Annotated in this window: 23 protein-coding genes; 7 read left to right on the top strand and 16 right to left on the bottom strand. The window is 64.3% G+C overall.

Features of this window, described 5'->3' with window-relative positions:
- Positions 1-7: 7 nt before the first annotated feature.
- Positions 8-547, top strand: coding sequence for a Smr/MutS family protein (locus XpruCFBP8353_RS19460; protein ID WP_162301122.1), 540 nt, complete (start codon positions 8-10; stop codon positions 545-547).
- Between the two features lie 270 nt (positions 548-817).
- On the opposite strand, the gene truD is transcribed toward XpruCFBP8353_RS19460, so the two are convergent.
- The 9 genes from truD to XpruCFBP8353_RS19415 all read right to left on the bottom strand — a co-directional run bounded on the left by truD (position 818) and on the right by XpruCFBP8353_RS19415 (position 8,620).
- A complete protein-coding gene (gene truD / locus XpruCFBP8353_RS19455) occupies positions 818-1,927 on the bottom strand; it encodes a tRNA pseudouridine(13) synthase TruD (protein ID WP_101364698.1) in 1,110 nt (369 codons plus the stop codon).
- A 120-nt stretch (positions 1,928-2,047) separates the two neighbouring features.
- Positions 2,048-2,539 carry a 2-C-methyl-D-erythritol 2,4-cyclodiphosphate synthase gene (gene ispF / locus XpruCFBP8353_RS19450; protein ID WP_101364697.1) on the bottom strand — a complete coding sequence of 164 codons (492 nt, stop codon included), beginning with the start codon at positions 2,537-2,539 and terminating at the stop codon, positions 2,048-2,050.
- Positions 2,540-2,554: 15 nt separating this feature from the next.
- Positions 2,555-3,358, bottom strand: coding sequence for a 2-C-methyl-D-erythritol 4-phosphate cytidylyltransferase (gene ispD / locus XpruCFBP8353_RS19445; RefSeq protein ID WP_101364696.1), 804 nt, complete (start codon positions 3,356-3,358; stop codon positions 2,555-2,557).
- Positions 3,355-3,720: a cell division protein FtsB gene (ftsB, locus tag XpruCFBP8353_RS19440; RefSeq protein WP_101364695.1), complete on the bottom strand. Its 366-nt coding sequence runs from the start codon at positions 3,718-3,720 to the stop codon at positions 3,355-3,357. Before ftsB ends, ispD begins: the two co-directional genes overlap by 4 nt.
- A gap of 3 nt (positions 3,721-3,723) precedes the next feature.
- The gene (gene eno, locus XpruCFBP8353_RS19435; RefSeq protein ID WP_101364694.1) at positions 3,724-5,016 is read right to left on the bottom strand and encodes a phosphopyruvate hydratase; all 1,293 of its coding nucleotides are present in this window, start codon (positions 5,014-5,016) and stop codon (positions 3,724-3,726) included.
- A 52-nt stretch (positions 5,017-5,068) separates the two neighbouring features.
- Positions 5,069-5,428 (bottom strand): hypothetical protein, encoded by a 360-nt coding sequence (locus XpruCFBP8353_RS19430; RefSeq protein WP_341475819.1) that lies wholly within the window; start codon positions 5,426-5,428, stop codon positions 5,069-5,071.
- A 71-nt stretch (positions 5,429-5,499) separates the two neighbouring features.
- Positions 5,500-6,330 (bottom strand): 3-deoxy-8-phosphooctulonate synthase, encoded by an 831-nt coding sequence (gene kdsA, locus XpruCFBP8353_RS19425; protein ID WP_101364693.1) that lies wholly within the window; start codon positions 6,328-6,330, stop codon positions 5,500-5,502.
- Positions 6,331-6,536: 206 nt separating this feature from the next.
- Complete coding sequence (locus XpruCFBP8353_RS19420; RefSeq protein ID WP_101364692.1) at positions 6,537-8,201, bottom strand: CTP synthase; 1,665 nt, start codon at positions 8,199-8,201, stop codon at positions 6,537-6,539.
- 176 nt (positions 8,202-8,377) lie between these two features.
- Entirely contained in the window at positions 8,378-8,620 is a 243-nt protein-coding gene (locus XpruCFBP8353_RS19415; RefSeq protein ID WP_101364691.1) for a hypothetical protein, read from the bottom strand.
- 164 nt (positions 8,621-8,784) lie between these two features.
- Between XpruCFBP8353_RS19415 and parE the strand changes: the two genes are divergently transcribed.
- Both parE and XpruCFBP8353_RS19405 read left to right on the top strand, forming a co-directional pair.
- Entirely contained in the window at positions 8,785-10,674 is a 1,890-nt protein-coding gene (gene parE / locus XpruCFBP8353_RS19410) for a DNA topoisomerase IV subunit B (RefSeq protein ID WP_101364690.1), read from the top strand.
- Between the two features lie 374 nt (positions 10,675-11,048).
- Entirely contained in the window at positions 11,049-12,548 is a 1,500-nt protein-coding gene (locus tag XpruCFBP8353_RS19405; protein WP_101364689.1) for a S10 family peptidase, read from the top strand.
- A 59-nt stretch (positions 12,549-12,607) separates the two neighbouring features.
- On the opposite strand, the gene XpruCFBP8353_RS19400 is transcribed toward XpruCFBP8353_RS19405, so the two are convergent.
- The 3 genes from XpruCFBP8353_RS19400 to XpruCFBP8353_RS19390 form a co-directional block, all read right to left on the bottom strand.
- Complete coding sequence (locus XpruCFBP8353_RS19400; RefSeq protein ID WP_101364688.1) at positions 12,608-13,369, bottom strand: YdcF family protein; 762 nt, start codon at positions 13,367-13,369, stop codon at positions 12,608-12,610.
- A gap of 107 nt (positions 13,370-13,476) precedes the next feature.
- Positions 13,477-14,604 (bottom strand): inorganic phosphate transporter, encoded by a 1,128-nt coding sequence (locus XpruCFBP8353_RS19395; protein WP_101364687.1) that lies wholly within the window; start codon positions 14,602-14,604, stop codon positions 13,477-13,479.
- A gap of 9 nt (positions 14,605-14,613) precedes the next feature.
- Positions 14,614-15,240 (bottom strand): DUF47 domain-containing protein, encoded by a 627-nt coding sequence (locus tag XpruCFBP8353_RS19390; RefSeq protein ID WP_101364686.1) that lies wholly within the window; start codon positions 15,238-15,240, stop codon positions 14,614-14,616.
- A 273-nt stretch (positions 15,241-15,513) separates the two neighbouring features.
- Here XpruCFBP8353_RS19390 and XpruCFBP8353_RS19380 point away from each other — a divergent pair, with 273 nt between their 5' ends.
- Together XpruCFBP8353_RS19380 and XpruCFBP8353_RS19375 are read left to right on the top strand one after the other, a co-directional pair.
- A complete protein-coding gene (locus XpruCFBP8353_RS19380; protein ID WP_101364685.1) occupies positions 15,514-16,854 on the top strand; it encodes a hemolysin family protein in 1,341 nt (446 codons plus the stop codon).
- Positions 16,838-17,506: an exopolysaccharide biosynthesis protein gene (locus tag XpruCFBP8353_RS19375; protein ID WP_162301121.1), complete on the top strand. Its 669-nt coding sequence runs from the start codon at positions 16,838-16,840 to the stop codon at positions 17,504-17,506. The genes XpruCFBP8353_RS19380 and XpruCFBP8353_RS19375 overlap by 17 nt, the downstream gene beginning before the upstream one ends.
- Positions 17,507-17,537: 31 nt before the next feature.
- Here the strand turns inward: XpruCFBP8353_RS19375 and XpruCFBP8353_RS19370 are convergent, their stop codons facing one another.
- Together XpruCFBP8353_RS19370 and XpruCFBP8353_RS19365 are read right to left on the bottom strand one after the other, a co-directional pair.
- Entirely contained in the window at positions 17,538-18,038 is a 501-nt protein-coding gene (locus tag XpruCFBP8353_RS19370; protein WP_101364684.1) for a pyridoxamine 5'-phosphate oxidase family protein, read from the bottom strand.
- A 60-nt stretch (positions 18,039-18,098) separates the two neighbouring features.
- Positions 18,099-19,100, bottom strand: coding sequence for an LLM class flavin-dependent oxidoreductase (locus XpruCFBP8353_RS19365; protein WP_101364683.1), 1,002 nt, complete (start codon positions 19,098-19,100; stop codon positions 18,099-18,101).
- 687 nt (positions 19,101-19,787) lie between these two features.
- Between XpruCFBP8353_RS19365 and XpruCFBP8353_RS19360 the strand changes: the two genes are divergently transcribed.
- Positions 19,788-21,203, top strand: a complete 1,416-nt coding sequence (locus XpruCFBP8353_RS19360; RefSeq protein ID WP_101364682.1) for an MFS transporter — start codon at positions 19,788-19,790, stop codon at positions 21,201-21,203.
- 175 nt (positions 21,204-21,378) lie between these two features.
- On the opposite strand, the gene XpruCFBP8353_RS19355 is transcribed toward XpruCFBP8353_RS19360, so the two are convergent.
- Positions 21,379-23,088, bottom strand: coding sequence for an ATP-binding cassette domain-containing protein (locus tag XpruCFBP8353_RS19355; protein ID WP_101364743.1), 1,710 nt, complete (start codon positions 23,086-23,088; stop codon positions 21,379-21,381).
- A gap of 93 nt (positions 23,089-23,181) precedes the next feature.
- Positions 23,182-24,240, bottom strand: a complete 1,059-nt coding sequence (locus XpruCFBP8353_RS19350) for an ATPase domain-containing protein (RefSeq protein ID WP_101364681.1) — start codon at positions 24,238-24,240, stop codon at positions 23,182-23,184.
- Between the two features lie 133 nt (positions 24,241-24,373).
- Here XpruCFBP8353_RS19350 and XpruCFBP8353_RS19345 point away from each other — a divergent pair, with 133 nt between their 5' ends.
- A complete protein-coding gene (locus XpruCFBP8353_RS19345; protein ID WP_101364680.1) occupies positions 24,374-25,927 on the top strand; it encodes a B12-binding domain-containing radical SAM protein in 1,554 nt (517 codons plus the stop codon).
- Positions 25,928-25,936: the final 9 nt, after the last annotated feature.

The raw sequence follows: 25,936 nt of genomic DNA, 5'->3' as shown, positions 1-25,936 counted from the left end.
TATGCGGATGTCGCATCCTGAAGACGAAGACGACGGCGCGCTGTTCCGCGCGGCGATTGGCGCAGTCAAGCCGATTCGTGAAGTCGCCCCACCGGCCAATGCCAAGCCGCGCCCCAAACCGCGCGCGCGCATGGCCGAGCGCGACGATGCACAAGCGCACACCGAATTTGCACGGCTGTTACGCGACAGCGCGCCGCTGGAAGCGGGCGATACTGCCAGTTATCGACGCGAGAATCTTCCCACCCGATTGTTTCAGCGGCTCAAGCGCGGGCAATTTTCGGTGCAGGACGAACTGGATCTACACGGTGCCACTGCGGCACAGGCCGAATCGTTGTTGCGCCAGTTCCTGTTGGAGGCGCATGCGCACGACTATGGCTGTGTGCGCATCATCCACGGCAAGGGCCTGCAGTCGGACAACGGTGCGCCGGTGCTGAAGAACCTGATGGACCGGCTGCTGCGTCAACGCAACGATGTGCTGGCGTTTCATTCGGCGCCGCCGACGCAGGGCGGCACCGGGGCGCTGCTGGTGTTGCTGGCGCGGCGATAGGCGGATTGCGGCGAGCACATGACACGCGGCGTTGAAGTGCAATCGCATGCGTCGATGCGTCGATGCGTTGACGGGAAGGTCTGTCGCATGCCGGTAGCCACTCCGCGAGGTGTTGGGTGTCTGGCAACCTTGCACCACAGAATCCTGGTCAGTGCCGCCGCTCTCCGCATCACGATGGCGCCCGTCGCGGCCAAGGCCGCTCCTAGGCAAGCAACGGCAGTAGATCGCCATCGACGCTGTGCGATGCGACCGACCGGCAGCCGCATGCAGTCATTCTTCAGAACGCACGCTGGCGTTGAAACGGCCTGCGTCGGTGACTTCACCCAACTCCCACAACACTGCGGTGGCGTAGCAGCCGGGCGGCAGCGCGAAGGCGAGCTGCATGGTCTGCGGCTCCAGCCATTGGTAATCCAGCCCCTGCGGACGTAATCGCAGTGCGCGGCGCTCCTGCTTCAGTCCCGCTGCGTCCAGCCCCTGGCGCAGCGCTTTGGATTGCGGATCGGACAAGGCGCCCTGCTCCACTGCTGCCGCCTGGTCGGTCGAGCGCAACTCGCCAGCGCCCCACAACGGGCCACTGGGATGGATATCGAAACGCGCCAGTCGCTCGGCAAGCACCTCGTTCCACGGCTCCGAGCCGAAGACGCTACGCGAGCCGTCCAGCATCCACGCCTCACCCTCCAGCGCGCTATCCCAGCTGCCCTGGGCGACGCGCGTACTGAGCACGCGATTGAATAGGGCCGAGCGCGCCGCCGACAGCAGCATCGAGCGCTGATCTTGGCGCAGCCGCCGCTTGGATGTCGGCGCCGGCAGCAAGGTTCCGTCGGCAGCTTGCACATGACCAAACATCGCCAACGCAGCCGCCACGTTTCCGCCATCGCGACCGAAGCGTTGTTCGCCAAACCAGTTGGGGATGCCGCGTGCAGCGATCGCCTGCAACCGGTGCTCGATCGCGTCGCGTCCGCCTTGTACCTGGCGCAGCGTCAACACAAAACGGTTCCCGTGCAGCGCACCGCGTTGCAGCTTGCGGTTGTGCCAGGTGCTGTCGACCACCTGCATCTCGGTATCGTCCAGCGCAGTGATATCCGGGGCGATGCGCTTTGGCAGATGTACGCTGAAGCGCTGAGTGGTCACGGCATGGCGATCTTTCAAACCTGCATAGCTGACACCCATTTCGGCGATGCCGGCCCAGTGCGCGAGCTTTTTGGCGATGTAAGCCGTGTTCTGACCACGCTTGCGCACGGTGAGCAGCAGATGCTCGCCTTCGCCGGATGGCTCGAATGCCGGGAGTTCGTCGACCTGAAAGTCGTCCGGCGTGCTGCGCATCGCCGCGCTGAGCACGGCAGCGCCATGCGCACGTGGCAGCAGAGAGGTCTCGCTCATGGTGTGGCTCGCCTTCGCGCCGGAGGTGGCGCGCTGTGCGCCGAATCTCTCGGCGTGGTGATGACATCTCGCTGCATCGGCGCCGGTCCCGGCGCGCAGCGCTGCGTGTGTTGCTGCCGCTTATGCAGCGATTCTGCCCAGCAGGACTGCGGCCTGTGCAGCGATACCTTCGCCGCGGCCGGTGAAGCCCAATTGTTCGCTGGTGGTGGCCTTGACGCTGACCGCATCGAGTTCGATCGCCAACAGGCCGGCGATACGCTCGCGCATGGCCACCGCATGCGGACCGACCTTGGGGCGCTCGCAGATCACGGTGATGTCGGCATTGCCGACTCGCCAGCCGCGCTCGCGCAGCAAGCTATCGCAATGCTGCAGAAACTGCGCGCTGTCGGCGTCCTTCCAGCGTTCGTCGGATGGCGGAAAATGCCGGCCGATGTCGCCCAGCGCCAACGCACCCAGCATCGCATCGCACAGTGCGTGCAACACCACGTCGCCATCGCTATGCGCGAGTACACCGTGACTGTGCGCAACGCGGACGCCGCCAAGCATCACGTGGTCGCCAGGGCCGAACGCATGCACGTCGTAGCCTTGGCCGATTCGGAAATTGAAGGACATGGAAACCCTGTGTTGTTAAGTTGCGTCGCCGACGCGGCTGGCCGTGGCGAGCTGCGCTGTAATCTCGCGCGCGCTGCTCTGCGCATCGGCGGCCTGCACCTCAAGCGCATCGGCATCGACTGCAATGCCGCGGCGCGCCAATTCGAATTCGAAGCGCGCCAGATCCGCAGGCGTCGTCACCTTGAAATTGTCTTCAGTGCCTTCCACCAGCAATGGTCGCAGCCCCATCCGCTCCATCGCCATCGCCTCATCGGTGACGTCCACACCGGCGGCCGAGGCTTCGGTGAGTCCACGGATCAGTTGATGGCGACGAAACAGCTGCGGCGTGAGTGCGCGCCACAAGCGTTCGCGTGGTTCGGTACCGTCGATGCCGCCATCGTCGCCGGCACGCTTGAGCGTGTCGCGTACCGGGGCGGCCAGGATTGCGCCGACCGGGTCGCCGCGGCCGATTTCCAGCAGACGATCCAGATCGGCCAGGGCCAGATTCGGCCGCGCGGCATCGTGCACCAGCACGAAATCGTCGGCGCGCACGCTTTCGGGCAAGGCCAGCACACCAGCCAGCACCGAGGATGCGCGCGTTGCGCCACCCAGGCAGGTGAGCACGGGTTTGGACTGCACGGCAGTCCAGCCCGGCCAATCGGCATCGTCAGGGGCGATCGCCACCATGATGCCGGCCAGCGCCGGATGCGCAGCCAGCGCCGCCAGCGTATACGCCATCAATGGCTGACCGCCGGCCTGGAGATATTGTTTGGGCAGCGGCCCGCCAAAACGCGTGCCGCGCCCTGCGGCCGGCACGATCGCCCAGATCGAACCGGTCATGGATGATCCACCGGATCGGTGGAGGTAGGCGTTTGCTGTGCGGGCGCCGCTGTTTCAGGCGATGCCGGTGCCGGCAACGGCGCATCTTCGACCACGCGATAAAACGTCTCGCCCGGTTTGATCATGCCCAACTCGCTGCGTGCGCGTTCCTCGATTGCCGCCTCGCCATCCTTCAAATCCTTCACCTCTGCTGCCAACGCCTGGTTGCGTTGGCGCAGACCTTCGTTGTCCTGTGTCTGATGCGCGACCTGGGCTTCCAGCATCATGACTTCACCGGAATTCCCAGGCCCGAACCAGAAGCGGTACTGCAGCCAAGCCAGCAGCACCGCCAGCACCAGCAGTAGCCAGCGCCAGTTGCGCACGGCTTATCGCTTGATCGAAACGAACGCGTCGCGGCCGGCGTAACGCGCGCCGGAACCCAACGCCTGCTCGATGCGCAGCAACTGGTTGTACTTGGCCACACGATCGCTGCGGCACAGCGAGCCGGTCTTGATCTGGGTGGCGGTGGTGGCTACGGCGATGTCGGCGATGGTGGTGTCTTCGGTTTCGCCGGAACGGTGCGAGACGATGGACGCGTAATTGGCCGCATGCGCCATGGCGATCGCTTCCAACGTCTCGGTCAGCGTGCCGATCTGGTTGACCTTGATCAGGATCGCATTGGCGGTGCCCGAGTCGATGCCCTGCTTGAAGATCTTCGGGTTGGTGACGAACAGATCGTCGCCCACCAGCTGCACCTTCTTGCCGACGCGGTCGGTGAGCAGCTTCCAGCCGGCCCAATCGTCTTCGGCCAGGCCGTCTTCGATGCTGATGATCGGGTACTGCGCGACCCAGTCTGCCAGGAAGTCGACGAACTGCTCGCTGGTCAGGCGCTTGTTCTCGCCCACCAGATTGTACTTGCCGTTGTCGTAGAACTCGCTGGAGGCCACGTCCAGGCCGAGCAGCACGTCTTCACCAGCGGTGTAACCCGCCTTGCCGATCGCCTCGAGGATGGTGTCCAACGCTTCGACGTTGCTGCGGAAGTCCGGCGCAAAGCCGCCTTCGTCGCCCACCGCCGTGCTCAGGCCATGCCCCTTGAGTACCGACTTGAGCGAATGGAAGATTTCGGTGCCGGCGCGCAGTGCTTCGGAGAAAGAGCTGCAACCGACCGGCAACACCATGAACTCCTGGAAGTCGACGTTGTTGTCGGCATGCGCGCCGCCGTTGATGATGTTCATCATCGGCACCGGCAATTGCACATCGGCTTCGGTGATGGTCGACAGGTACTGCCACAGCGGCTGCTTGCGCGAGGCGGCAACCGCATGCGCGGCGGCCAGCGACACACCCAGCAACGCGTTGGCGCCCAGGCGGCCCTTGTTCTCGGTGCCATCCAGGTCGATCAGGCGACGGTCAAGACCCTGCTGGTCGGCCGCATCGAAATCCTTGAGCGTCTCGGCGATGGTGCCGTTGACGTTGTCCACCGCATGGCGCACGCCCTTGCCCATGTAACGGGTCTTGTCGCCGTCGCGCAGCTCCACCGCTTCCTTGGTGCCGGTCGAGGCGCCCGAGGGGACAGCGGCGCGGCCGAATGAGCCGTCTGCCAGCGTGACTTCGGCCTCCAGCGTGGGATTGCCGCGGGAATCGAGGATTTCGCGGGCGAGGATCTTGGCGATAGTGGTCATAGGTCGATCGGTTACCAGTAAGGGGGAAGTACACCGGAAACAAGCTGCCGGATTATCGCTGCACACCGGTCCATTGCCAAATCGCCTGGAGCCGGATGAAGGCAGGGACGGCGCGATCAGGCGACGCGGCTCTCAAGGCCAGTAGCGACAAACCGAATAACAGCAGCAACAGCAGCAGTAACGTCAGAGCGATGGCTGCGGCGCCCGACTGGCGGCGCAGCGAGAACGCGACCGGACTGGCGACAAGACCGCCCAGCGTCAGCAATGCGCCTGTCAGTAGCGTCACGAGCATCGGCATGCGCGTGGCCTGCATCGCCTGGTTGCCGTCGCCCGGCATGCCGATGCTGGCGGTGAACAGCAGGGCCAGGACGGCCAGGCAGGCCCAGGCCGTCAGCGACAGGCCCAACGCCATCCAGCCCCATGGCCAGTGGCGCCAGTGCCGGCGTTGGCGATGCGATGCCGCCAACGCCGATGGCTCGGACCTCATGCGAAGCGCGCGAACCCGTGCTTCTTGGTCACCGCATCCAGTTCCATCAGCGTTTCGAGCAACTCCTCCATGCGGTCCAGCGGCCAGGCATTGGGACCATCGGACAGCGCCTTGGACGGGGCCGGATGCGTCTCGGCGAACAGGCCGGAGATGCCCACGGCCACCGCCGCGCGCGCCAGCACCGGCACGAACTCGCGCTGGCCGCCGGAGCTGCTGCCCTGCCCGCCCGGCAACTGCACCGAATGGGTGGCATCGAACACCACCGGGCAGCCAGTGTCGCGCATGACGCTGAGCGAACGCATGTCGCTGACCAGATTGTTGTAGCCGAACGAGGCGCCACGTTCGCAGACCATGATCTGCTCGTTGCCGGTCGACTTGGCTTTTTCGACCACCGGCTTCATGTCCCACGGCGCCAGGAACTGCCCCTTCTTGATGTTGACCGGCTTGCCGGCGGCGCAGACGTTCCTGATGAAGTCGGTCTGCCGCACCAGGAAGGCCGGGGTCTGCAGCACGTCAACGACGGCGGCGACCTCGTTCATCGGGGTGTATTCGTGCACGTCGGTGAGCACCGGCACGCCGATCTGCTGCTTCACCGCATCCAGCACCTTCAGCCCCTCTTCCAGGCCCGGGCCACGGAAGCTGGTGCCAGAGGTGCGGTTGGCCTTGTCGAAACTCGACTTGAAGATGAAGTTGACACCGAGCTTGCCGGTGATTTCCTTGAGCTTGCCGGCGACGTCGAGCTGCAGCTGCATCGACTCGATCACGCACGGGCCGGCGATCAGGAACAACGGCTGATCCAGACCAACTTCAAAGTCACACAGTTTCATCAGGTCACCTATGGATTAAAGCCCCTCTCCCATCGGGAGAGGGGTTGGGGGTGAAGGTAAGGTTGCGGGGCGCTTGTGAAGCCCCATGGCTTGCCCTGGCTGGCGCGTGGCGGCGCGTTCATCACAGCTGCCATCTTCCAGTGTGTTGCGGCGCACCTCATCCGTCCCCTACGGGGCACCTTCTCCCGAGGGGAGAGGGAAACAGCTCACGCACGCGCTTCCTTCAGCAGTTTTCCGCCCGCCTTCTTCTCGCGCGCAGCGCGCACGAAGCCGATGAACAACGGGTGGCCGTCGCGCGGGGTGGACAGGAATTCCGGATGCGCCTGGCAGGCCAGGAACCACGGGTGCGTTTCGCGCGGCAGCTCCACCACTTCCACCAAGGTGTCGTCCATCGACTTGCCGGAAATCACCAGACCGGCGTCTTCCAGCTGCGTGCGATAGCGGTTGTTGAATTCGTAACGGTGACGATGCCGCTCAGCCACCACGTCCTTGCCGTACACCTCGCGCGCCAGCGTGCCCGGCTTCAGGCGCTGCTCCTGCAGGCCCAGGCGCATGGTGCCGCCCAGGTCGGATTTTTCGTCGCGCTTTTCCACTTCGCCGGTGGCGGTGCGCCATTCGGTGATCAGGCCGATCACCGGGTGCGGCGACTGGCGGTCGTTCTCGGTGCTGTTGGCCGCATCCAGATCGGCCACATGGCGGGCATAGTCCACCACCGCCGCCTGCATGCCGTAGCAGATACCGAAATACGGCACCTTGTGCTCACGCGCATACTTGGAGGTGAGCACCTTGCCTTCGAAACCGCGGTCGCCAAATCCGCCCGGCACCAGGATGCCGTCGATGTCCTGCAACGCAGCCATGTCGCTGCCTTCCAGATCCTGCGCTTCCAGCCACTTCAGGTTGACCTTGGTGCGCTGACGCAGGCCACCGTGACGCAGCGCTTCGGCCACCGACTTGTAGGCGTCCTGGTGATCGACGTACTTGCCGACCACGGCAATGGTGACCTCGTCCAGCGGATGCTTGACCGCATCCACTACGGCAGCCCATTCGGACAGATCCGCCGCAGCCACCTTGTCGCGTAGCTTGAACTGCTCGATGACCAACTCGTCCAATCCCTGGCGCAGCAATTCCAGCGGCATGCCGTACAGCACGTCGATATCCGGGCAGCTGATGACCGCGCGCTCGGAGACATTGGTGAACAGCGCAATCTTGCGGCGCTCCGAATCCGGCACCGCCTGCTCGGACCGGCACAGCAGCACGTCCGGCTGGATGCCGATCGAGCGCAGTTCCTTGACCGAGTGCTGGGTCGGCTTGGTCTTCAACTCACCGGCCGCCGCGATGTACGGCACCAGCGTGAGATGCATGAACATCGCTTTTTCCGCGCCGCGCTCGGTGCGCACCTGGCGGATCGCCTCCAGGAACGGCAGCGATTCGATGTCGCCGACGGTGCCGCCGATCTCGATCAACGCGACATCGAAGCCGGCCGTGGCCTCGTCGATGCAACGGCGGATTTCATCGGTGATATGCGGGATCACCTGCACGGTGGCGCCCAGATAATCGCCGCGACGCTCCTTGCGGATCACGTTCTCGTAGATGCGGCCGGTGGTCACCGAGTTCTTGCGCGACAGGCGCGTGCGCACGTAGCGCTCGTAGTGGCCCAGATCCAGGTCGGTTTCGGCACCGTCGTCGGTGACGTAGACCTCGCCATGCTGGAACGGGCTCATCGTGCCCGGATCCACATTGATGTACGGGTCCAGCTTCATCATCGTGACCTTCAGGCCACGCGCTTCCAGAATGGAGGCAAGCGAAGCGGCGGCAATGCCCTTGCCTAGCGAGGACACTACGCCGCCGGTAACAAAAATCAGGGGGGTCATGGGGCTTGAAGCCTCCCGGAAAGCCATAGTTTAGCGGGTGACGGGCAAATGCCCAAGGGTTGCGTGGTGGCGAGGTCATTCCACGCTGAAAAAGTGCATGCTGCGTGGGCCGCAAATGCAGACGCCCCGGCCGGAGCCGGGGCGTCTGCGTGTCACTTGAGCGATGCGCAGAAGAATCAGCGCGCCGGCTTCTTTTCTTCCTCTTCCTCCCGCGGCGACACGTCGCCCTTGGGCTTCTGCGCGGCAGCGGCGGCGCGGCGTTCGGCCTTGCGCTCGGCTTCGCTCTTGGCCTTCGCGTCGTCGGCCTTCTGCGCGGTGGCGCCCTGCCCGGTCTGCTGCGGAGCGGCCTGAGCCATGGCGGGAAGCGCTGCGACTGCGGCCGCACCGAGGGTGAGCATCAGGATGTGCTTGAACTTCATGGCGTCCTCTTTAGCTTCGGTGACATCCTCAGGTGGGGACGTTTGGTTCCGAAACCAACGCCAGGGTATCCAGTGGCACCCAGCCCTGCACTGAACGCCTGTCGCGTGCAAAAAATCGTCCCAGCCCCCACACTTGCGCGTCGTTTCACGTGCCAACGAGATGCATGAACACCCGTTATAACGCCGCCGATATTGAAGTGCTGTCGGGCCTGGACCCGGTCAAACGCCGTCCTGGCATGTACACCGACACTGCGCGCCCGAACCATCTGGCGCAGGAAGTGATCGATAACTCGGTTGACGAGGCGCTGGCCGGCCACGCCAAGCAGGTCGAAGTTACCTTGTACAAGGACGGCAGCTGCGAGGTGTCCGACGACGGCCGCGGCATGCCGGTGGACATGCACCCGGAAGAGAAGATTCCAGGTGTGGAGCTGATCCTGACCCGGCTGCATGCCGGCGGCAAGTTCAACAACCGCAACTACACCTTCTCCGGCGGCCTGCACGGCGTGGGCGTGAGCGTGGTCAATGCGCTGTCGACCAAGGTCGAGCTGTTCATCAAGCGCGAAGGCAGCGAGCACCGCATGGAGTTCCGCGACGGCAATGCCGCTTCCAAATTGGAAGTGGTCGGCACCGTGGGCAAGAAGAACACCGGCACGCGGCTGCGGTTCTGGGCAGACCCCAAGTATTTCGATACGCCGAAATTCAACGTGCGCGCACTGCGGCATCTGCTGCGCGCCAAGGCGGTGCTGTGCCCCGGCCTGACCGTGAAGCTGCACGACGAAGCGACCGGCGAGCAGGACAGCTGGTATTTCGAAAACGGCCTGCGCGATTACCTGAAAGGCGAGATGGCCGAGCACGAGATGCTGCCGGCCGAGCTGTTCGTCGGCACTCTGAAAAAAGACACCGAAATCGTCGACTGGGCCGCGGCCTGGGTGCCGGAAGGCGAGCTGGTGCAGGAAAGCTATGTCAACCTGATCCCGACCGCCCAGCACGGCACCCACGTCAACGGTCTGCGCTCTGGCCTGACCGATGCGCTGCGCGAGTTCTGCGATTTCCGCAATCTGCTGCCGCGTGGGGTCAAACTGGCGCCGGAAGATGTGTGGGATCGGGTCACCTTCGTGCTCAGCCTGAAGATGACCGACCCGCAGTTCTCCGGGCAGACCAAGGAGCGCCTGTCCTCGCGTCAGGCAGCCGGCTTCATCGAAGGTGCTGCGCACGATGCCTTCAGCCTGTATCTCAACCAGAACGTGGAGATCGGCGAGAAGATCGCGCAGATCGCCATCGATCGCGCCAGCGCACGGTTGAAGACCGAAAAGCAGATCGTCCGCAAGAAGGTCACCCAGGGCCCGGCCCTGCCCGGCAAGCTGGCCGATTGCATCAGCCAGGATCTGTCGCGCACCGAGCTGTTCCTGGTGGAAGGCGACTCGGCCGGCGGCTCGGCCAAGCAGGCGCGCGACAAGGATTTCCAGGCGATCCTGCCGCTGCGTGGCAAGATCCTCAACACCTGGGAAGTGGCATCGGGCAGCGTGCTGGCCTCCGAGGAAGTGCACAACTTGGCCATTGCGATCGGCTGCGACCCAGGCAAGGACGACATCACCGGGCTGCGCTACGGCAAGGTGGTGATCCTGGCCGACGCCGACTCCGATGGCCTGCATATCGCCACGCTGTTGACGGCGCTGTTCCTGCAGCACTTCCCCGCGCTGGTGGCCGCCGGCCACGTGTTCGTGGCGATGCCGCCGCTGTTCCGCGTGGACGTGGGCAAGCAGGTGTTCTATGCGCTGGACGAAGAAGAAAAGACCACGCTGCTGGACAAGATCGCGCGCGAGAAGATGAAGGGCCAGATCAGTGTCACCCGCTTCAAGGGCCTGGGCGAGATGAACCCGCAGCAGTTGCGCGAATCCACCATCCATCCGGACACGCGCCGGCTGGTGCAGCTGACCATCGACGATGGTGAGCAGACGCGTTCGTTGATGGACATGCTGCTGGCCAAGAAGCGCGCAAGCGACCGCAAGCAGTGGCTGGAAACCAAGGGCGATCTGGCGTCGCTGGAAGTCTGAACACTGGAGTGTTAGACGCCTCCAAAGTTAGACGCCTCCAAAGCGAGAACCCCTCTCCCGTCGGAAGAGGGGTTGGGGTAGTGAACATGACGCCATCGATTCACTCAGCTGGCGCGTGGGGACACGTTCGCCATTGGCGGCGATGATATCTCCCTGAGGCGCACCCTCATCCGCCCCTGCCGGGCCCCTTTTCCCGATGCGAGAAGGGGATGCTGCACATTTTTCCGAAGCGGCGTACTTTCAGACCGCTCATTCTGAATTTCTTTGTAGAGACTGAAGGCTGCGGTCCGCGCGACACCCGTGCCTTCTTGCACATTCACCGGGCTCTGCAGCGGGCTAGCATCGGGCGCTTCCCTGCCCCGAAGTCGTTGCCCATGCCCTCCATTCTTCGTGCCTGTCTGCTGGCGTGTGTGTTACTCAGCGGGACGGCGCTGGCCGATGCGCCAGATAAAGCCGATAAAAGCGATGCCAAACCCGAGGCTGCCGCCGCCAAACAGGCGCCTCTGCCCGCCGATGCCAGCGTGCGTCAGAGCACGCGCGTGGCCGGCCGTAGCCTGAGCTACACCGCCACGGTCGGCACGTTGCCGGTGCGCGATGCACAGGGCAAGACCACGGGCGAAGTGGTATTCACCGCCTACACCGTCGACGGCAAGGACCGCCCGGTCACCTTTGCGTTGAACGGTGGACCGGGCGCCGCATCGGTGTATCTCAACATGGGCGCGATCGGGCCGAAGATCGTCGGTTTCGGCGCCGAAGGCGACAGCGCGTCAGCACCTGCCACGCTGCGCGACAACCCGGGTACGTGGCTGGACTTCACCGACCTGGTGTTCATCGACCCGGTAGGCACCGGCTTCAGCCGTGCGCTGATCGGCGACGACGAGGCCAAGAAGCAGTTCTACAACCCGCAGGCGGATGTGGAATATCTCTCGCGGGTGATCTACGACTGGCTGCTCAAGAACCGCCGCCTGCAGGCGCGCAAGTATCTGGTCGGCGAAAGCTATGGCGGCTTCCGCGGCCCACGCATCACCCATTACCTGCAGACCCAACTGGGCGTGGCGATGAACGGCGTGGTGCTGGTGTCGCCGTACCTCAATCCGACCCTGGACGACAACAGCGATGTGTCGCCCCTGGCATGGATGCTGACCTTGCCATCGATCGCTGCCGCACACCTGGAGCGCCAGGGCCAGCTCAGCGACAGCGCAATGCGCCAGGTGATCGACTACACCCGCGGCGACTACACAGTGGCGCTGATGAAGGGCCGCACCGACCCGCAGGCCACCGAAGCGATGCTGCAGCAGGTCACCCGGATGACCGGGCTGGACCCGGCGTACGTGCGGCGCTCCGGCGGGCGCCTGGAAACCCAGGCCTATCTGCGCGAGGTGTTTCGCGACAAGGGCGAGTTGGGCAGCCGTTACGATTCCAACGTGACCGCCTTCGACCCGTTCCCCAACGATGCCGAACAACGCGCCAACGACCCGCTGCTGGACAGCATCATTGCACCCACCACCACCGCGATGGTGGACTTCGTCACCCGTGTGGTCGGCTGGAAGATCGATGCGCAATATCGCGCGCTCAACTACGACGTCAACAAGCTCTGGGACTGGAACGACGAACTGCGCAAGGGTGCGGTGACCCAGTTGCGTCAGTCGGTGGCGATCGACCCGAAGTTGCGCGTGTTGATCGCGCACGGCTGGAACGACCTCTCCTGCCCGTTCATGGGGTCGGTCTTGACGGTGGATCAGATGCCGGCAATGGGCAGCGACCCGAAACGCGTGCAAGTGCGCGAATATCCGGGCGGCCACATGTTCTACAACCGTGCAGACAGCCAGAGCGCGTTCCGCACCGACGTCAAGGCGATGTACGAAACACGCTGAGTGCATCCATCGCCGGGCGTATCAACGTCCGGCGATGGATTAGCGGAATACCGTTGCGCTCACACTGCGCCAGGCGCGGTTGCTTTGACGTTCCAGCCCATCCATTGGTAGAGCTGATAGCGCGCAATGCCCAGGTATTCGTGCAGGGCGACATCGGCCAGGGTGAAGTTGTAGCTCTGCGGCAGGATAGACCAGCTAGCGGTCAGCCAATCCGCGCGCACCGGCGTGGCATCGATGCCGAAATGGCGGAAATACAATTCGGCGCGGCGCAGATGCGTGGCCGATGACACCAGCACGATGCGATCAGGCCGATATGCGCGCAGCAGGGGCTGGCTGAATTGCGCGTTCTGCCACGTGTTCATGCTCGAAGGCTCCATGATCAAGTCCGCCCCCGGAATACCCACGCCAACCAACACGCGCCGATACACCACCGCTTCGGACAGACCCAGGCCGCGCGCGTCGCCGCCACTGATCTCGATCTTGCAGTCGCCACCACTGTGCCGGCATTGCTGATACAGCCGCGCCGACTCGACGATGCGGCCGTAGGCAAACAGATTGGCTTCGGCTACCGCGTCACGGCCTTCCGGGCGCACGGTGCCGGCACCCAGCAACACGATGACGTTGCGCGCGCCCCAGGCGTTGAAATCGTTGACCCCGGTGTGCTGCAGGTGTTGCAGCATCCACGAAGGCAACGGGCCGCAGCCGACCGCCAACACCAGCAACACGCTGGCGAGACCCAACACGCGGGAAAAGCGCCGCAATCCGCGGCAATCGATCAACCAGGCGAACCCGAACAACACGCACACCAGGGCCAGCATCATCGCGGAAGGGTCTCACTCATAACGTGCGGTCAGACCCACCAGGAGCGGGTCTACGCGGTAACGGCATCGTAGCGTGCCCACGGTGCGTGACCGCACCGCGACACGGCTCAGGTCCAGCCGAACAGTTCGAACAGCATCAGGATCAGGTACGCCACGCCGCCAGCCGCCGGGATGGTCAGAATCCAGGCCCAGACGATGCGCTCGATCACGCCCAAGCGCAGCGAACGCGGGTTCTTGGCAAAACCCACGCCCATGATCGCGGTGGAAATGCTGTGCGTCGTGGACACCGGCATGCCGAAATGCGCCGCCACGGTGAGCACCGTCGCCGAGCTGGTTTCTGCGGCAAAGCCATGGATGGGATGCAGCTTGACCATCTTGTGGCCGAGCGTCTTGATGATCTTCCAACCGCCCGAGGCGGTACCAGCGGCCATCACCACTGCGCAGGTCAGCACGATCCACATGGGGATGCCGGCGCCAGCGGTCAGGCCGGTGCCCGGATGCAGGAACGACAGCCAGCTCGGCAGATCGTCCAACGCACCGGCCGACTGCGCGCCGATCAAGGTCATCGCAATGATGCCCATGGTCTTCTGCGCGTCGTTGTGACCGTGCGCGTAGCCCATGTAGGCGGCCGAGGCGATCTGCGCCTTGCCGAAGAACGCATTGACCCAGCGCGGCCGCGCCAGCCGCCCGATCCGGCCGCCGAGCTTGGCCATGCCGGCGATGATCGCCCACAGCAGCACCATCACCACGATACCGAGCAAAAAGCCGGCGATCGGGGAGGTGATCATCGGCACGAACACCTTCCACAACAGGCCCTTGTTCTTGGCCCAGCTGCCGACGCTTTCCGACCAGATCAGCGCGTCCCAGTTGTTGTGCGCGGCGGCCAGGCCGGCGCCGCACAGCCCACCGATCAGGGCGTGTGACGACGACGACGGCAGGCCTTTCCACCAGGTGATCAGGTTCCAGATGATGCCGCCCAGCAGCGCGCACAGAATCACCTGCGGGGTGACTTCCACCACGTTGGTGTTGAGCAGGCCCGAGGCGATCGTCAGCGCCACGGCAGTGCCGGTCAGCGCGCCGATGAGGTTCATGCCGGCCGCCAGCATCACCGCCCAACCGGGCGAAAGCACCTTGGTGGCGACCACGGTGGCGATGGAATTGGCGGTGTCGTGGAAGCCGTTGATGAATTCGAACACCAACGCAGCCAGGATCACCACCAGAACTAAGGTAAGCACGCGGCGACCTCAGCTGTTCTTCAGCACGATCTGGTAGACCACCACCCCTGCCTCGCGGCAACGGTCGATGGCTTTTTCCAGGATCTCGAAGAACTCCTTGAGCAGGAACATCTGCAGCGTGTCCAGGCGGCCGGAATAGATGTCGCGGTACAGCTCCAGCATCAGCCGGTCGGCTTCGTTTTCGAGCGTGCGCAGCTTGTCGTTGAGCGCGGTCATGCGGTCGATGTTCATGTGCGGTAGGTCGGTCACCATCTCCACCACCACCCCGGCGGCCTGCTCCAGCATCGCTGCGCGCGGAGCGAAGTCGATGTGTTCCAGGTGCTTGGTCGCCAGCGAATAGCGGTCGGCGAATTTTTCGACTTGCTTGGGGATCTTGTACAGCGCAGAGCCCAGCGCTTCGATGTCTTCGCGCTCGATTGGGGTCATGAAGCTGTCCACCAGCGCCTGGCCGATCTTGTCGGAGGCAGCGCGTTCGCGCAGGCGGGCCAGCTTGAAGGCGTCCAGCGCGGGTTGGCGGTCGGACTCGCGCATCATGGCGTGCAACGCCTTGGTGCTGTCGTAGGCGGCCTGCGCCGCTTCGTTCAGAAGCGCATAGAACTGCTTGCCGGAACCGAAGATGGTCTGCAACGAGAACATGGGGGGACAACTTCCTGCCGTCGAGGGAGAGACGGCGCCAGGCGCGAATTATGACCGTTCCATGACCTTCCTGGGTATCTCGGGCCGGGAACCGGCCTTCACATCGGCATTTCCCAACTCGAACCACCCTGGGGTTTGGTAACATGCCCCCGCGCCTTCGGGTGCACCCTATGGAAGACGACCCTATCCCCCCGTGTTGCCGCCCGGCCCATGCGCCCGCCGGCAGACCCAGTGCTCCCCCGCCCTCCCCTTCACTGAACGGGGAAGACGCCCGTGGTTGAGTTTCTGATCGTCATCGCCCTGATTGTGTTGAACGGCTTCTTCGCCATGTCGGAGATGTCGTTGATGACCTCGCGCAAGAGCCGCCTCAAGCAGATGGCCGGCTCCAGCAAGCGCGCAGCGCGGGCGCTGGCCTTGGCGGAAAGTCCGGAAAACTTCCTGTCCACGGTCCAGATCGGCATCACCCTGATCGGCATCCTGACCGGCGTGTTCGGCGGCGAAGCGATCGGTGAGGCCATCGCCAGCTGGCTGCAGGATGTGTTCCCGGCCTTGGCCGCCTCGTTCGAACTGGTCGGCAAGCCGCGTCCTTACTCGGTTGTCATCGGCAGCACCCTGGCGGTGGCGCTGATCACCTTCCTGACGCTGATCTTCGGCGAGCTGGTGCCCAAGCGGCTGGCGCTGCGCAATTCCGAAGACATCGCCGGCTTCGTTGCGGTGCCGATGGCCTGGCTGGCCAAGATTGCCGCGCCCGGGGTGTGGGTGCTGGCGCGCTCCACCCGGCTGGTCCTGCGCATGTTGGGCATGGGCAAGAACGAGTCGGCATCGGTCACCGAAGAAGAGATCCGCATGCTGGTGGCCGAAAGCCACGAAGCCGGGGTGATCGATACGCACGAGCGCGACATGATGAACCGGGTGATGCGGCTGGGCGACCGCACCGCCGACAGCCTGATGACCCCGCGCAACCGCATCGCCTGGCTGGATACCAACGCCGAGCCGGAACGCAATCTGCAGGTGATGCGCGAGCACGAATTTTCGCGTTACCCGGTCTACCGCGGCAGCGACCAGGACATTGCCGGCGTGCTGGAAGTCAAATCGCTGGTTACGCGCATGGGCGGGCACGGGGAGAATCTGTTCCAGGCACTGCGCGATACCTTGTTCGTGTCCGAATCCACGCATGCGATGAAGCTGCTGGAGATCTTCCGCGAAGAACAGCAGTCGATGGCGCTGGTAGTGGACGAATACGGCGAAATCCGCGGATTGGTGACCATCAGCGACCTGATGGGCGCGGTGGTCGGCCGTCTGCAGGCGGTGGAAAACACCGACGAAGACGCGCTGGTGATCACGCGTGCCGACGGCTCGCTGCTGATCGACGGCTCGCTGCCGGTGGAAGAACTCCGCGAAGTGCTCGGCGCCGACTTGCCGGACGCCGACGAAGGCGACTACCACACGCTTGCGGGCCTGTGCATTTATTACTTCGGACGCATTCCGCAGGCCGGCGAATTCTTCGATTGGGCCGGCTGGCGCATCGAGATCGTGGACCTGGATGGTGCACGCGTGGATAAGCTGCTGTTGCGCCGGCTAGGCGACGAGGACAGCGATGACATCGTCGGGTGACGGCAGCGCACCGCGCGACGACACCAGCGAGCAGATGCGTTACCGCAACGAAGGCATCCGCAGCTTGTTGGCGGCCTTCAGCGAAGGCGATCCGGACCAGGTGTTACGTGTCCGCGAGATCTTGGCCGATCTGCAGCAAAGCGCCTTCGGCGTGTTCCTGTTTCTGGCGATCCTGCCCTCGTTCATCCCGATTCCCGGGGTTGCCGGTGGCATCAGCGGGCCGCTGACGATCCTGATCGGCCTGCAAATGATGTGCTGCCTACGCAAGCCGTGGGTGCCGCGCTTCATCGGCGAACGTGGGCCGCGCCGTCGCACCAGCCAGCGTTTCGTCTCCAGATTGGGGCCAACGCTGCAACGCCTGGATCGCCTGCTCAAACCGCGCCTGCACGGCATGCTGGACCGGATGCCGGCGCAAGTATTTACCGGCTTGCTGCTGGTGCTGGTGGGCATTTTGCTGACGCTGCCGATCCCGTTCACCAACTATCTTTTCGGCTTGATCCTGCTGCTATTTGCGCTGGCCCTGCTCGAGCGCGACGGCGCACTGATGCTGGTGGGCTGGGCAGCTGCGCTGATCTCGGTGGCCGTCTTCGGGGTCACCTCCGACCAGCTGGTGGACCTGATCCGCGATTGGTGGCCGGACGCCTGGCGCTGAGCGCAACGCGTCCGGCGCGTTTCTAACGGCGTTACTTCAGATCGACCACGCGGTTGTCCGACAGGCTGCCGGTATCGTCGGTCACCGCTGTCATCACGAAATACAGTGCCTTGCCGAGCAACCCGCTGGGGCCATCCCAGTATTCGGCCGATTCGGCGCGCACGTGGATCAAACGCAGGTTCGGGTCGTCCTTGCCACCCGGGAAAAACACCTTCATCGCCGGCGACCACAGTTCTTCGATCTTGGCACGGTCATGGACCACACGCGCAGTGCCGGCCACCGAGACATAGGTGTTTTTCGAGGCCGAGGCATAGGCCACGTTGACGCGCGGATCGGCGGCAATTTCCGCTACTTTCGGGCTGTCGGCGGCGGTGGCGAACCACAGGTCGCCGTCGAACTCGACTTCCTGCGTGCCCAGCGGGCGGCTCACCAGTTTGCCGTCGGCCGACACGGTCGTGAACATCGCGATGTCCACGCCGCGGATCAATTCGGCCAACTGCTTGATGCTCTCGCTGCGTTCCTGAAATTGCATGCTGGTCTTCCCAATGAATGTGCACGCATCACAGCGGATCGCCGCGCAAAGCGACGTGAATCACGCCAAAGTCACATCCAGCTCGCGGCATGCTGCAGCGGCAATTTCGAAGGAGCGCAAGCGCGCGGCGTGGTCGTAGATGTTGGCAGTGAACAACAGTTCGTCCGGCGTGTGGCGCTCGATGAAATCGGCCACGCCTTGTGTGATCTGCTCGGCATCGCCGAGTACCGTGCAGGCCAGTGCACGCTCTACGCCCACGCGCTCATGTGGCTGCCAGAAGCTGTCGATGTCGTCGATGGGCGCGGGGATCTTGCCCGGCTTGCCCCGACGCAGATTGACGAAGCTCTGCTGCTGGGTCGTGAACAGACGCCGTGCCTGCGCTTGGGTGTCGGCCGCCACCACATTCAAGGCCAGCATGACGTGCGGCTTGGCGAGCTGTGCGGATGGGCGGAATTCGCGGCGATAGATCGCCACCGCTTCGTCCATCGCGTCGGGTGCAAAGTGAGAGGCGAACGCAAACGACAAGCCCATCGCTGCCGCCAGGCGTGCACTGAACAGGCTCGACCCCAGCAGCCACACCGGCACCTCCAGCCCGGCGCCGGGAACGGCTTGGACCAGTTGCCCCGGTACTGCCGGCGCGAAATAGCGCAGCAATTCGGCCACGTCCTGCGGGAAGTGATCGGCGCTGTCGAAATAGCGCCGCAGGGCGCGTGCGGTGGGCTGGTCGGTGCCGGGCGCGCGGCCCAGGCCCAGGTCGATGCGTTGCGGATACAGCGAGGCGAGCGTGCCGAATTGTTCGGCCACCTGTAGCGGTGCGTGGTTGGGCAACATGATGCCGCCGGCACCGACACGGATGGTCTTGGTGCCGCCAGCGACATGGCCAATCAACACGGCAGTAGCAGCGCTGGCGATGCCCGGCATGTTGTGGTGCTCTGCCAGCCAGTAGCGTTGATAGCCCCAACCCTCGGCATGCTGGGCCAGATCGAGCATATTGGCGAAGGCCTGGGTGGTATCGCTGCCTTCGCAAACTGGCGCCAGATCGAGCACGGAAATGCGGGTCATCGGATGACTCCGGAGAGAGTTATGAGCAACAGATGGGGCTGGCCCGGCGGTTTTGCCAGCGGCCTGGCGGGTGCTGAGGGGGATTACAGCATTCCAGCAGTCGGACAACGGATGGGGCGTGGGCTCTGACAAGAGTCGCTGCGGTGTTGAGCGTGCTGCTGGCGGAGCACGTTGTGTCTGCGGTCTGGGGGAGTGCTTCGGTGACGGCGCGGTCGCGGTCGCTCCGTTTCCGCGAGCGCCTCATTTCGTCACAAGTGTCTGCGCATGCGTGCCTCGCGCCGGCTGCGATCGGAGCGGAGTGCTGCGCGGCCTGCTGAACGATTTGCACCGGACCCTTGCCCCCGCTGCGCGCTCCGGGCCGGGCCTGCAACACGGGCGTTCCAAGGCAAGCGCGCCAATGGCGCGCAAGCCGTGCCTCTGCGCCCCGAGGGGCGAGGAGCTCTAGCTGGGCACGCTGGTGGTGAGTGCAGACTGCTCGCCTTCTGCCTTCTGCTTGATCGCCTGCTGGCTGCTGCTGATGTTGCTGGTGCACAGTGCGAATTGCTGCCCCCTCGCCGCCTGCTCCCTGCTGAATGCCAGGCGCCCTCTCGCCCGCAGACGAACGCATTGACTGCGCGACGAAGCTTGGCCGCGACCGGATCCAGACGCTGGCTATGATGAAGGCACCCTGCCTGCGGTTGTTCGCCCATGTCTCCGACTGCCTCGCCTGCCCTTGCACAGCCCTCGCTTTCGGCGCAGATCGCGGCGCGGATCGATCGATTGCCGGCCAGCGCGACGCTATGGCGGTTGGTGGGATTGCTGGCGCTGGGCGGGTTTTTCGAGTTGTACGACCTGTTCCAGACCGCCTACATCAGCCCCGGGCTGATGCGTGACGGCATTTTTGCCAGCGGCGCGGACGGAGCGTTCGGCATGTCCGATCAAGCCGCATTTGCGGCCGCCACCTTCCTTGGGCTGTTTGTGGGTGCCGCACTCTTGAGCCCGTTCGCCGACCGATTCGGGCGTCGGCCGGTGTTCACCTTCGCCCTGATCTGGTACACCGCCGCAACCGTGGCGATGGGCCTGCAGAGCACCGCCACCGGTGTGATCGTGCTGCGCTTTGTGGTCGGCATCGGGTTGGGGATCGAGCTGGTGACCATCGACACCTATCTGTCCGAATTGGTGCCGCGGCACATGCGCAGTGCGGCGTTCGCATTCGCATTTTTCGTGCAATTTCTGGCGGTGCCCACGGTCGCGCTGACCGCGTGGATGTTGGTGCCGTATGCGCCATTGGGTGTGAGCGGCTGGCGCTGGGTGGTGTTGCTCAGCGGCGTGTTTGCGCTGGCGATCTGGTGGCTGCGCAGTCGCTTACCTGAATCGGCGCGCTGGCTGGCCGCGCACGGCCGACATGCGGAAGCCGATGCAGTGGTGACCGAGCTGGAGGCGCGCTGCACGCGCGATGTGGGTGCGCCATTACCCGAGCCGCAGTCGGTCGTGCCCTCGCCTGCCGGCGTCATGCCGACATCGCTGCTATGGCGCGCGCCGTATCGCGGGCGCATCGGCATGTTGGTGGTCTTCCATGTGTTTCAGGCAATCGGCTTTTTCGGTTTCGGTAACTGGCTGCCGGCGCTGATCTCGGCGCAGGGCACTGGGCCCGGGGTGACCAAAACCCTGGCGTATTCGTTTGCGATCTCGCTGGCCTACCCGCTAGCGCCGTTGGTGTTGCTGCGGTTTGCGCAGCGCTGGGAAAACAAATGGCAGATCACCGCATCGGCGTTGGGCGCGGTGCTGTTCGGTGGGCTGTTCGCGTTACAGCATCAGGCAGCCGGCATGGTGATGTGCGGGGCCATGGTCGCGTTCTGCAATGCCTGGATGAGCTTTGCCTATCACGGCTATCAGGCCGAGCTGTTCCCCACCGGTCTGCGTGCGCGTGCGGTGGGCTTCTGCTATTCGTTCAGCCGCTTGTCCACGGCAGTGAGCAGCGTGCTGATCGGTTGGCTGCTGGCGCAGGTCGGCAGCCATGGCGTCCTGGCCTTCATCGCGCTCAGCATGTCGATCGTGGCGAGCGTGATTGCAGTGTTCGGGCCGCGCACGCGCAATCGTGCGCTGGAAGAGATTGCGGGTTGATTGCGGCGAATGAACCGCTGCGCGATCGCCCTGGCGTCTGCGGCCGATGCGCAGCGCAGCTTACCCACACGGGCCCCGCACACCAAAGACGCAGACCTCACGAGTAAGCACCATGTTTTGTCAGCCACTGGCGGAGCAAGCGACCTGCCAGCGTGTGACGCGCCTAGCGCATGTCCTACGGTGTGGCAATTTCCGGGGAGCTGATATGCACCTGTCCAACAGGCGCACCACCCAATGTCACGGTGCGATCGGCCACTGCGGCCAAGCTGGTGCGATGCGAAACAACCACCAGCACGGTGTCTGGCAGACGCGCGCGCAAGGTGCTTAACACCTGATGTTCGGCATCGGCGTCCAGTGCGCTAGTTGCTTCGTCCAGCACCGCCAGGGTCGGCCGCCGCAGTAGGACCTGCGCCAGCAGCAGGCGCTGGGATTCGCCGCCAGACAGTCGCCCGTCCTGTGCATGAATCGGCGCATCCAGGCCTTGCGCATCGAGCTGCAGCCGCGCACCCAGGCCGACATCGCCCAGCACCTCCCACATGCGTGCATCGGAAACACCGGGCAGCGCCCACTGCAGGCACTCGCGTACCGTGCGCTGCCACGGCCGTACGCCCTGGCCGATATACGCGCTATGTCGCACAAGATGTCGATACGTGGAAAACGTCAGCCGGCGCCCGCCCGTGTGCGCCACGAATTGCGCCGGGGGCGTCTGGCCGGAAAGCACATCCATCAGGCTACTCTTGCCCACGCCGGAGATGCCCACCACCAGCGTCATCTGACCTGGCACCAACACCATCGATTCGAGCGCGAGCTGGGGCAGCGGTGGCGCCAGCCCGATGTGTTCGATATGCAGCGCGGCCGCCAGCGGTTCGGCCGTTTCTTCCGGTGCATGTGCACGCGCAGCGCCCAGGTCCACATAGCGGCGCCACAACTGCAGCGCCGGCCATGCCGAACGCAACTGCTGCACGCTCTGCCGCGTGGTGACCAGGTACGGCAGCAAACGGCCAAGCAACAGACTGACGGTGATCAGCGCAGCGCGATCGGCCCCCTGCCATCGATTGGCCACCACCAGAATGCCGGCGATGGCGATCACCGCAGTGAGCTCGAGCAGCAGTCGGCTGCCGGCAACCAGCTCTTGCTGTTGCGCATAGCCATATCCCAATCGCGCCGAAATGCGCTCGTAATGACTGGTTTCGAGGTCTTCACGCTGAAACGAACGCACGTGGCGCAAACGACGCGGAAAATCTTCGCTCAGCCAGAATAACCGGGTCATGTCCGCCACATAGATACGGCTGATGCGCGCCTGTTCATCGCTGCTGGAGATACGCAAGCCCAACCAAGCCAGCACCGCCAGCAACGGTGTGGCGATCAACAGCGCAGGTGCGATCATTACCGCGATGCACACGCTCACCAGGGCAGTGATCGCCGCGACCAAGAGCTGCAGTACGGCGCTGGAGCCTTGCGTTGCGATCTCGATGTTGTAGGTGAGCACATTGGCGATTTCTGCCGAGCTGGCACCGGACAAAGCGGTCAATGGCGCGTCGATTAATGCCGCATGCACGCGTGTGCGCAGGCCGATGGCATAGCGGCTGGTCAAGCGCGCGGCCAGCCGAGCGCTCTGCCAGCGCAATGCGGCAAACAGCAGGCTCACCGCCACGAACAAGCCCGCCTGCATCGTCAATCCACCCGGCAATGCCAGGCGATAGCCAACCAGTTGCACGCTGTGGCCGGGCTGCACCAACGGCAGCAGGCATACGGCCACGATGCTGCCTGCCAGCGCGGCGGCCAGTGATAACGCGACGTACAATGCAATTGCCGGCATGTCTGCCGGCACCAGGGTGTTCGCGAAGTGGTGCAGCATGGTGCGCATGCGTTGCTGCGCAGTCATTGCCTGCAGCTCAGCCGCGCGCAACATGCAGTCCTCGATGCGCTACGACGGCCTGTGGGTCATTCGCGCCGCGGCACGCTTGCGGGCCACTGCTCATTGCAACAGCTGCAGCAGCGCATCCACCGACGCCTGCGGATGCGTGCCACGGTACAGTGTAAAAATGCCGATGCGCTGCACCTGTTCGACAAACTGCTGCCAGCCGGGCTGACCGGCAGCATAGGGTTGATCGTGGCTCAGGCAGGCAGCGACTTGCTCGGCCGGTACCGCGACCAGGCGCTGCGCCGAGACGCTGGCCGGTGCCCTGGACACCATGACCACCGCATGCAACTGCATGGGCTTGGGCGCGAGATGCCCATGACCATGGCGGATATCAACCTCGAATTTCTCCACGCCGCTGCGGCGCCGGATTACCGGCGATGCGCTGATCCATGCGCACGTCTGCGCATCGACCAGCGCTAGCGCTTCGGCACGCAAATGCAGGAAATTGGCGACGCCGGTGGTGAGCAAGCTCTCCGGCGCCACGAACACGCCGTCTTCGGCGATGAACTCCAGGCCATGCAACAGGCTATGCAAGGCCAATGTCGACTTTCCCGTACCACTGGCACCGAGCAGCAACACGCTACGGCCGCGTCGACCGACGCAGGCGCCATGTAACGGCACCAGCCCGATGCCACGCGCGGCCAGCAGGAACACGGCAAATTCGATCAACTCATAACGCACGTGATACGCGTGGGCGAGCATGTCCTCCGATACCACCAGCATTGCGCGGCGCTGTGGCACCGACAGCATCAGGTAATTGCAGGCATCCATGACGCCGCACAACAGGCCACCACTGGCGTGCGTGCGTACCGCCGCCGGTTCTACACCGATGCTGCCCGGCGCACGCGGCAGCAGGTCCAACGTGACATGAAATTCTGGCGCGCCCGGCAAGCGATGCGCGGGCAAGCCGGCATAGGCGGCATCGACCAGTGCCAGCAGCGCTTGGCTATCGCTTTGGAAATGGAACAGCGCGCCGAGAATCTGCCGACGCACGGTTAAGCGCCGCGGACGATGTTCGCCGAACGGATCTGCCGCCACTGCAGCCCCTGTTGCACTAGCGGTGGTGACATCACTCAGCGGCGTGTGTTGCGCCCATGCAGCCGACTGCGGCATGCGTTTATCCAATGCTCGGAAATCAGCCGGTGTGTGCTGATTTTCTACAGGAAGGTTGCATCGCCCAAGGCCATGCCTGCACACAACGCTACGCAACCAAAGGCGCCTGCATGCGCACCTACTGCCGAGCCGAATGCCGGTGTCTGCGCACGCCGCCGCTGCGCCCACCTGGCGACAGAACGAGAGCCTTGTGCAGATGCTAAAGATTCAGGTCAGTCATTCGTATTTTCTGCGTTACGACCCCAAGCAATGGGAGCGCGGCAAGCCCTACCCCCCACTGGCGACGTTGCAGATCGCTGCGCTGCTGCGCGAGCGCGGGCATGCGTTGAGTCTGTTCGATGCGATGCTGGCCGACGATGTAGAGGACTACACCCCTGCACTGCATGCGGCGCAGCCGGATCTGGTGGTGTTCTACGAAGACAACTTCAACTTCCTCACCAAGATGTGCCTGAGCCGGATGCGCGAGGCTGCCTGCAGCATGATCGGGCAAGCCCGCGCCGCCGGCTGCCGCGTGCTAGTGGCAGGCTCGGATGCGTCCGATAACCCGGATGCATTCCTGGCTGCAGGCGCGCACGCCGTGTTGATCGGCGAAGGCATCGCCCCGCTGATCACCCTGCTTGAGCGCGTCGAAGCACAGCCGGACATCGCCATCGACCAATGGCTGACAGGCGTAGCGCAGATTGCCACCAGCCCACCTGCAGGTGCGCACGTGCATCCCGGCGCGCAACCGCCGGACGCACGCCTGAGTGGCCTTCCGGCATGGGACCTGGTCGACATGCCGCGCTACCAGCGTTTCTGGCGCCAGCGGCATGGCTATTTCAGCTTGAACATGGCGGCTTCGCGTGGCTGCCCGTTCCGTTGCAACTGGTGCGCCAAGCCGATCTGGGGCAATCACTACAAGCGACGCGGCGCCGAAGAGGTGGCCGCAGAAATGATTCACCTCAAACGGAGCTTTGCGCCCGACCACATCTGGATGGCCGATGACATCTTCGGCTTCCACATCGATTGGGTGGAGACCTTTGCGCAGCAGTTGAGCAATGCCGATGGTGTGATCCCCTTCACCATCCAGACCCGGGCCGACCTTGCCAGCGAGCGCATGGCCGCAGCGCTGGCGCGCGCCGGTTGCGCAGAAGCCTGGATCGGTGCCGAAAGCGGCAGCCAACGCATTCTCGACAAGATGACCAAGGGCACGCGCGTTGGCGAAGTGATCGCCGCGCGTGAGCGCCTGGGTGCGCAGGGGATCCGCGTAGGCTTCTTTATCCAGCTTGGCTATCTGGGCGAAGAGCTCGACGACATTCTGGCCACGCGCGCACTGGTGACGCAGGCCAACCCGGACATCATCGGGGTCAGTGTGTCGTATCCCCTGCCCGGCACAAAATTCTACGAAGAAGTGAAAAATCAGCTCGGCAGCAAGACCCATTGGCAGGACAGCGACGACCTGGCGATGATGTTCCGTGGCGCGTATGACTCGGAGTTTTATCGCAGCGTGCGCGATCTGCTGCACACGCAGGTTGACCTGCAACAGGTGCGCGCCACGATGACGGATGATGCGTTTGCACAGGCATCGGAGCAGCTGGAAGCGCGCTGGTCGGCCTTGATCGCCTGCGAAGGCCAGCACCGCACCGCACCGCTGACCCACAGTGCTGCGCGTCAGCCACGGCAGTTGGCCACCGTGCTGGTGGGCTAACCCTGGCCC

Origin of the sequence: Xanthomonas prunicola, from assembly GCF_002846205.1 — a bacterium.
GTDB classification, from domain to species: domain Bacteria; phylum Pseudomonadota; class Gammaproteobacteria; order Xanthomonadales; family Xanthomonadaceae; genus Xanthomonas; species Xanthomonas prunicola.
Note: the sequence above shows the minus strand (reverse complement) of the source record. Positions and strands in the feature narration are given on the sequence as shown.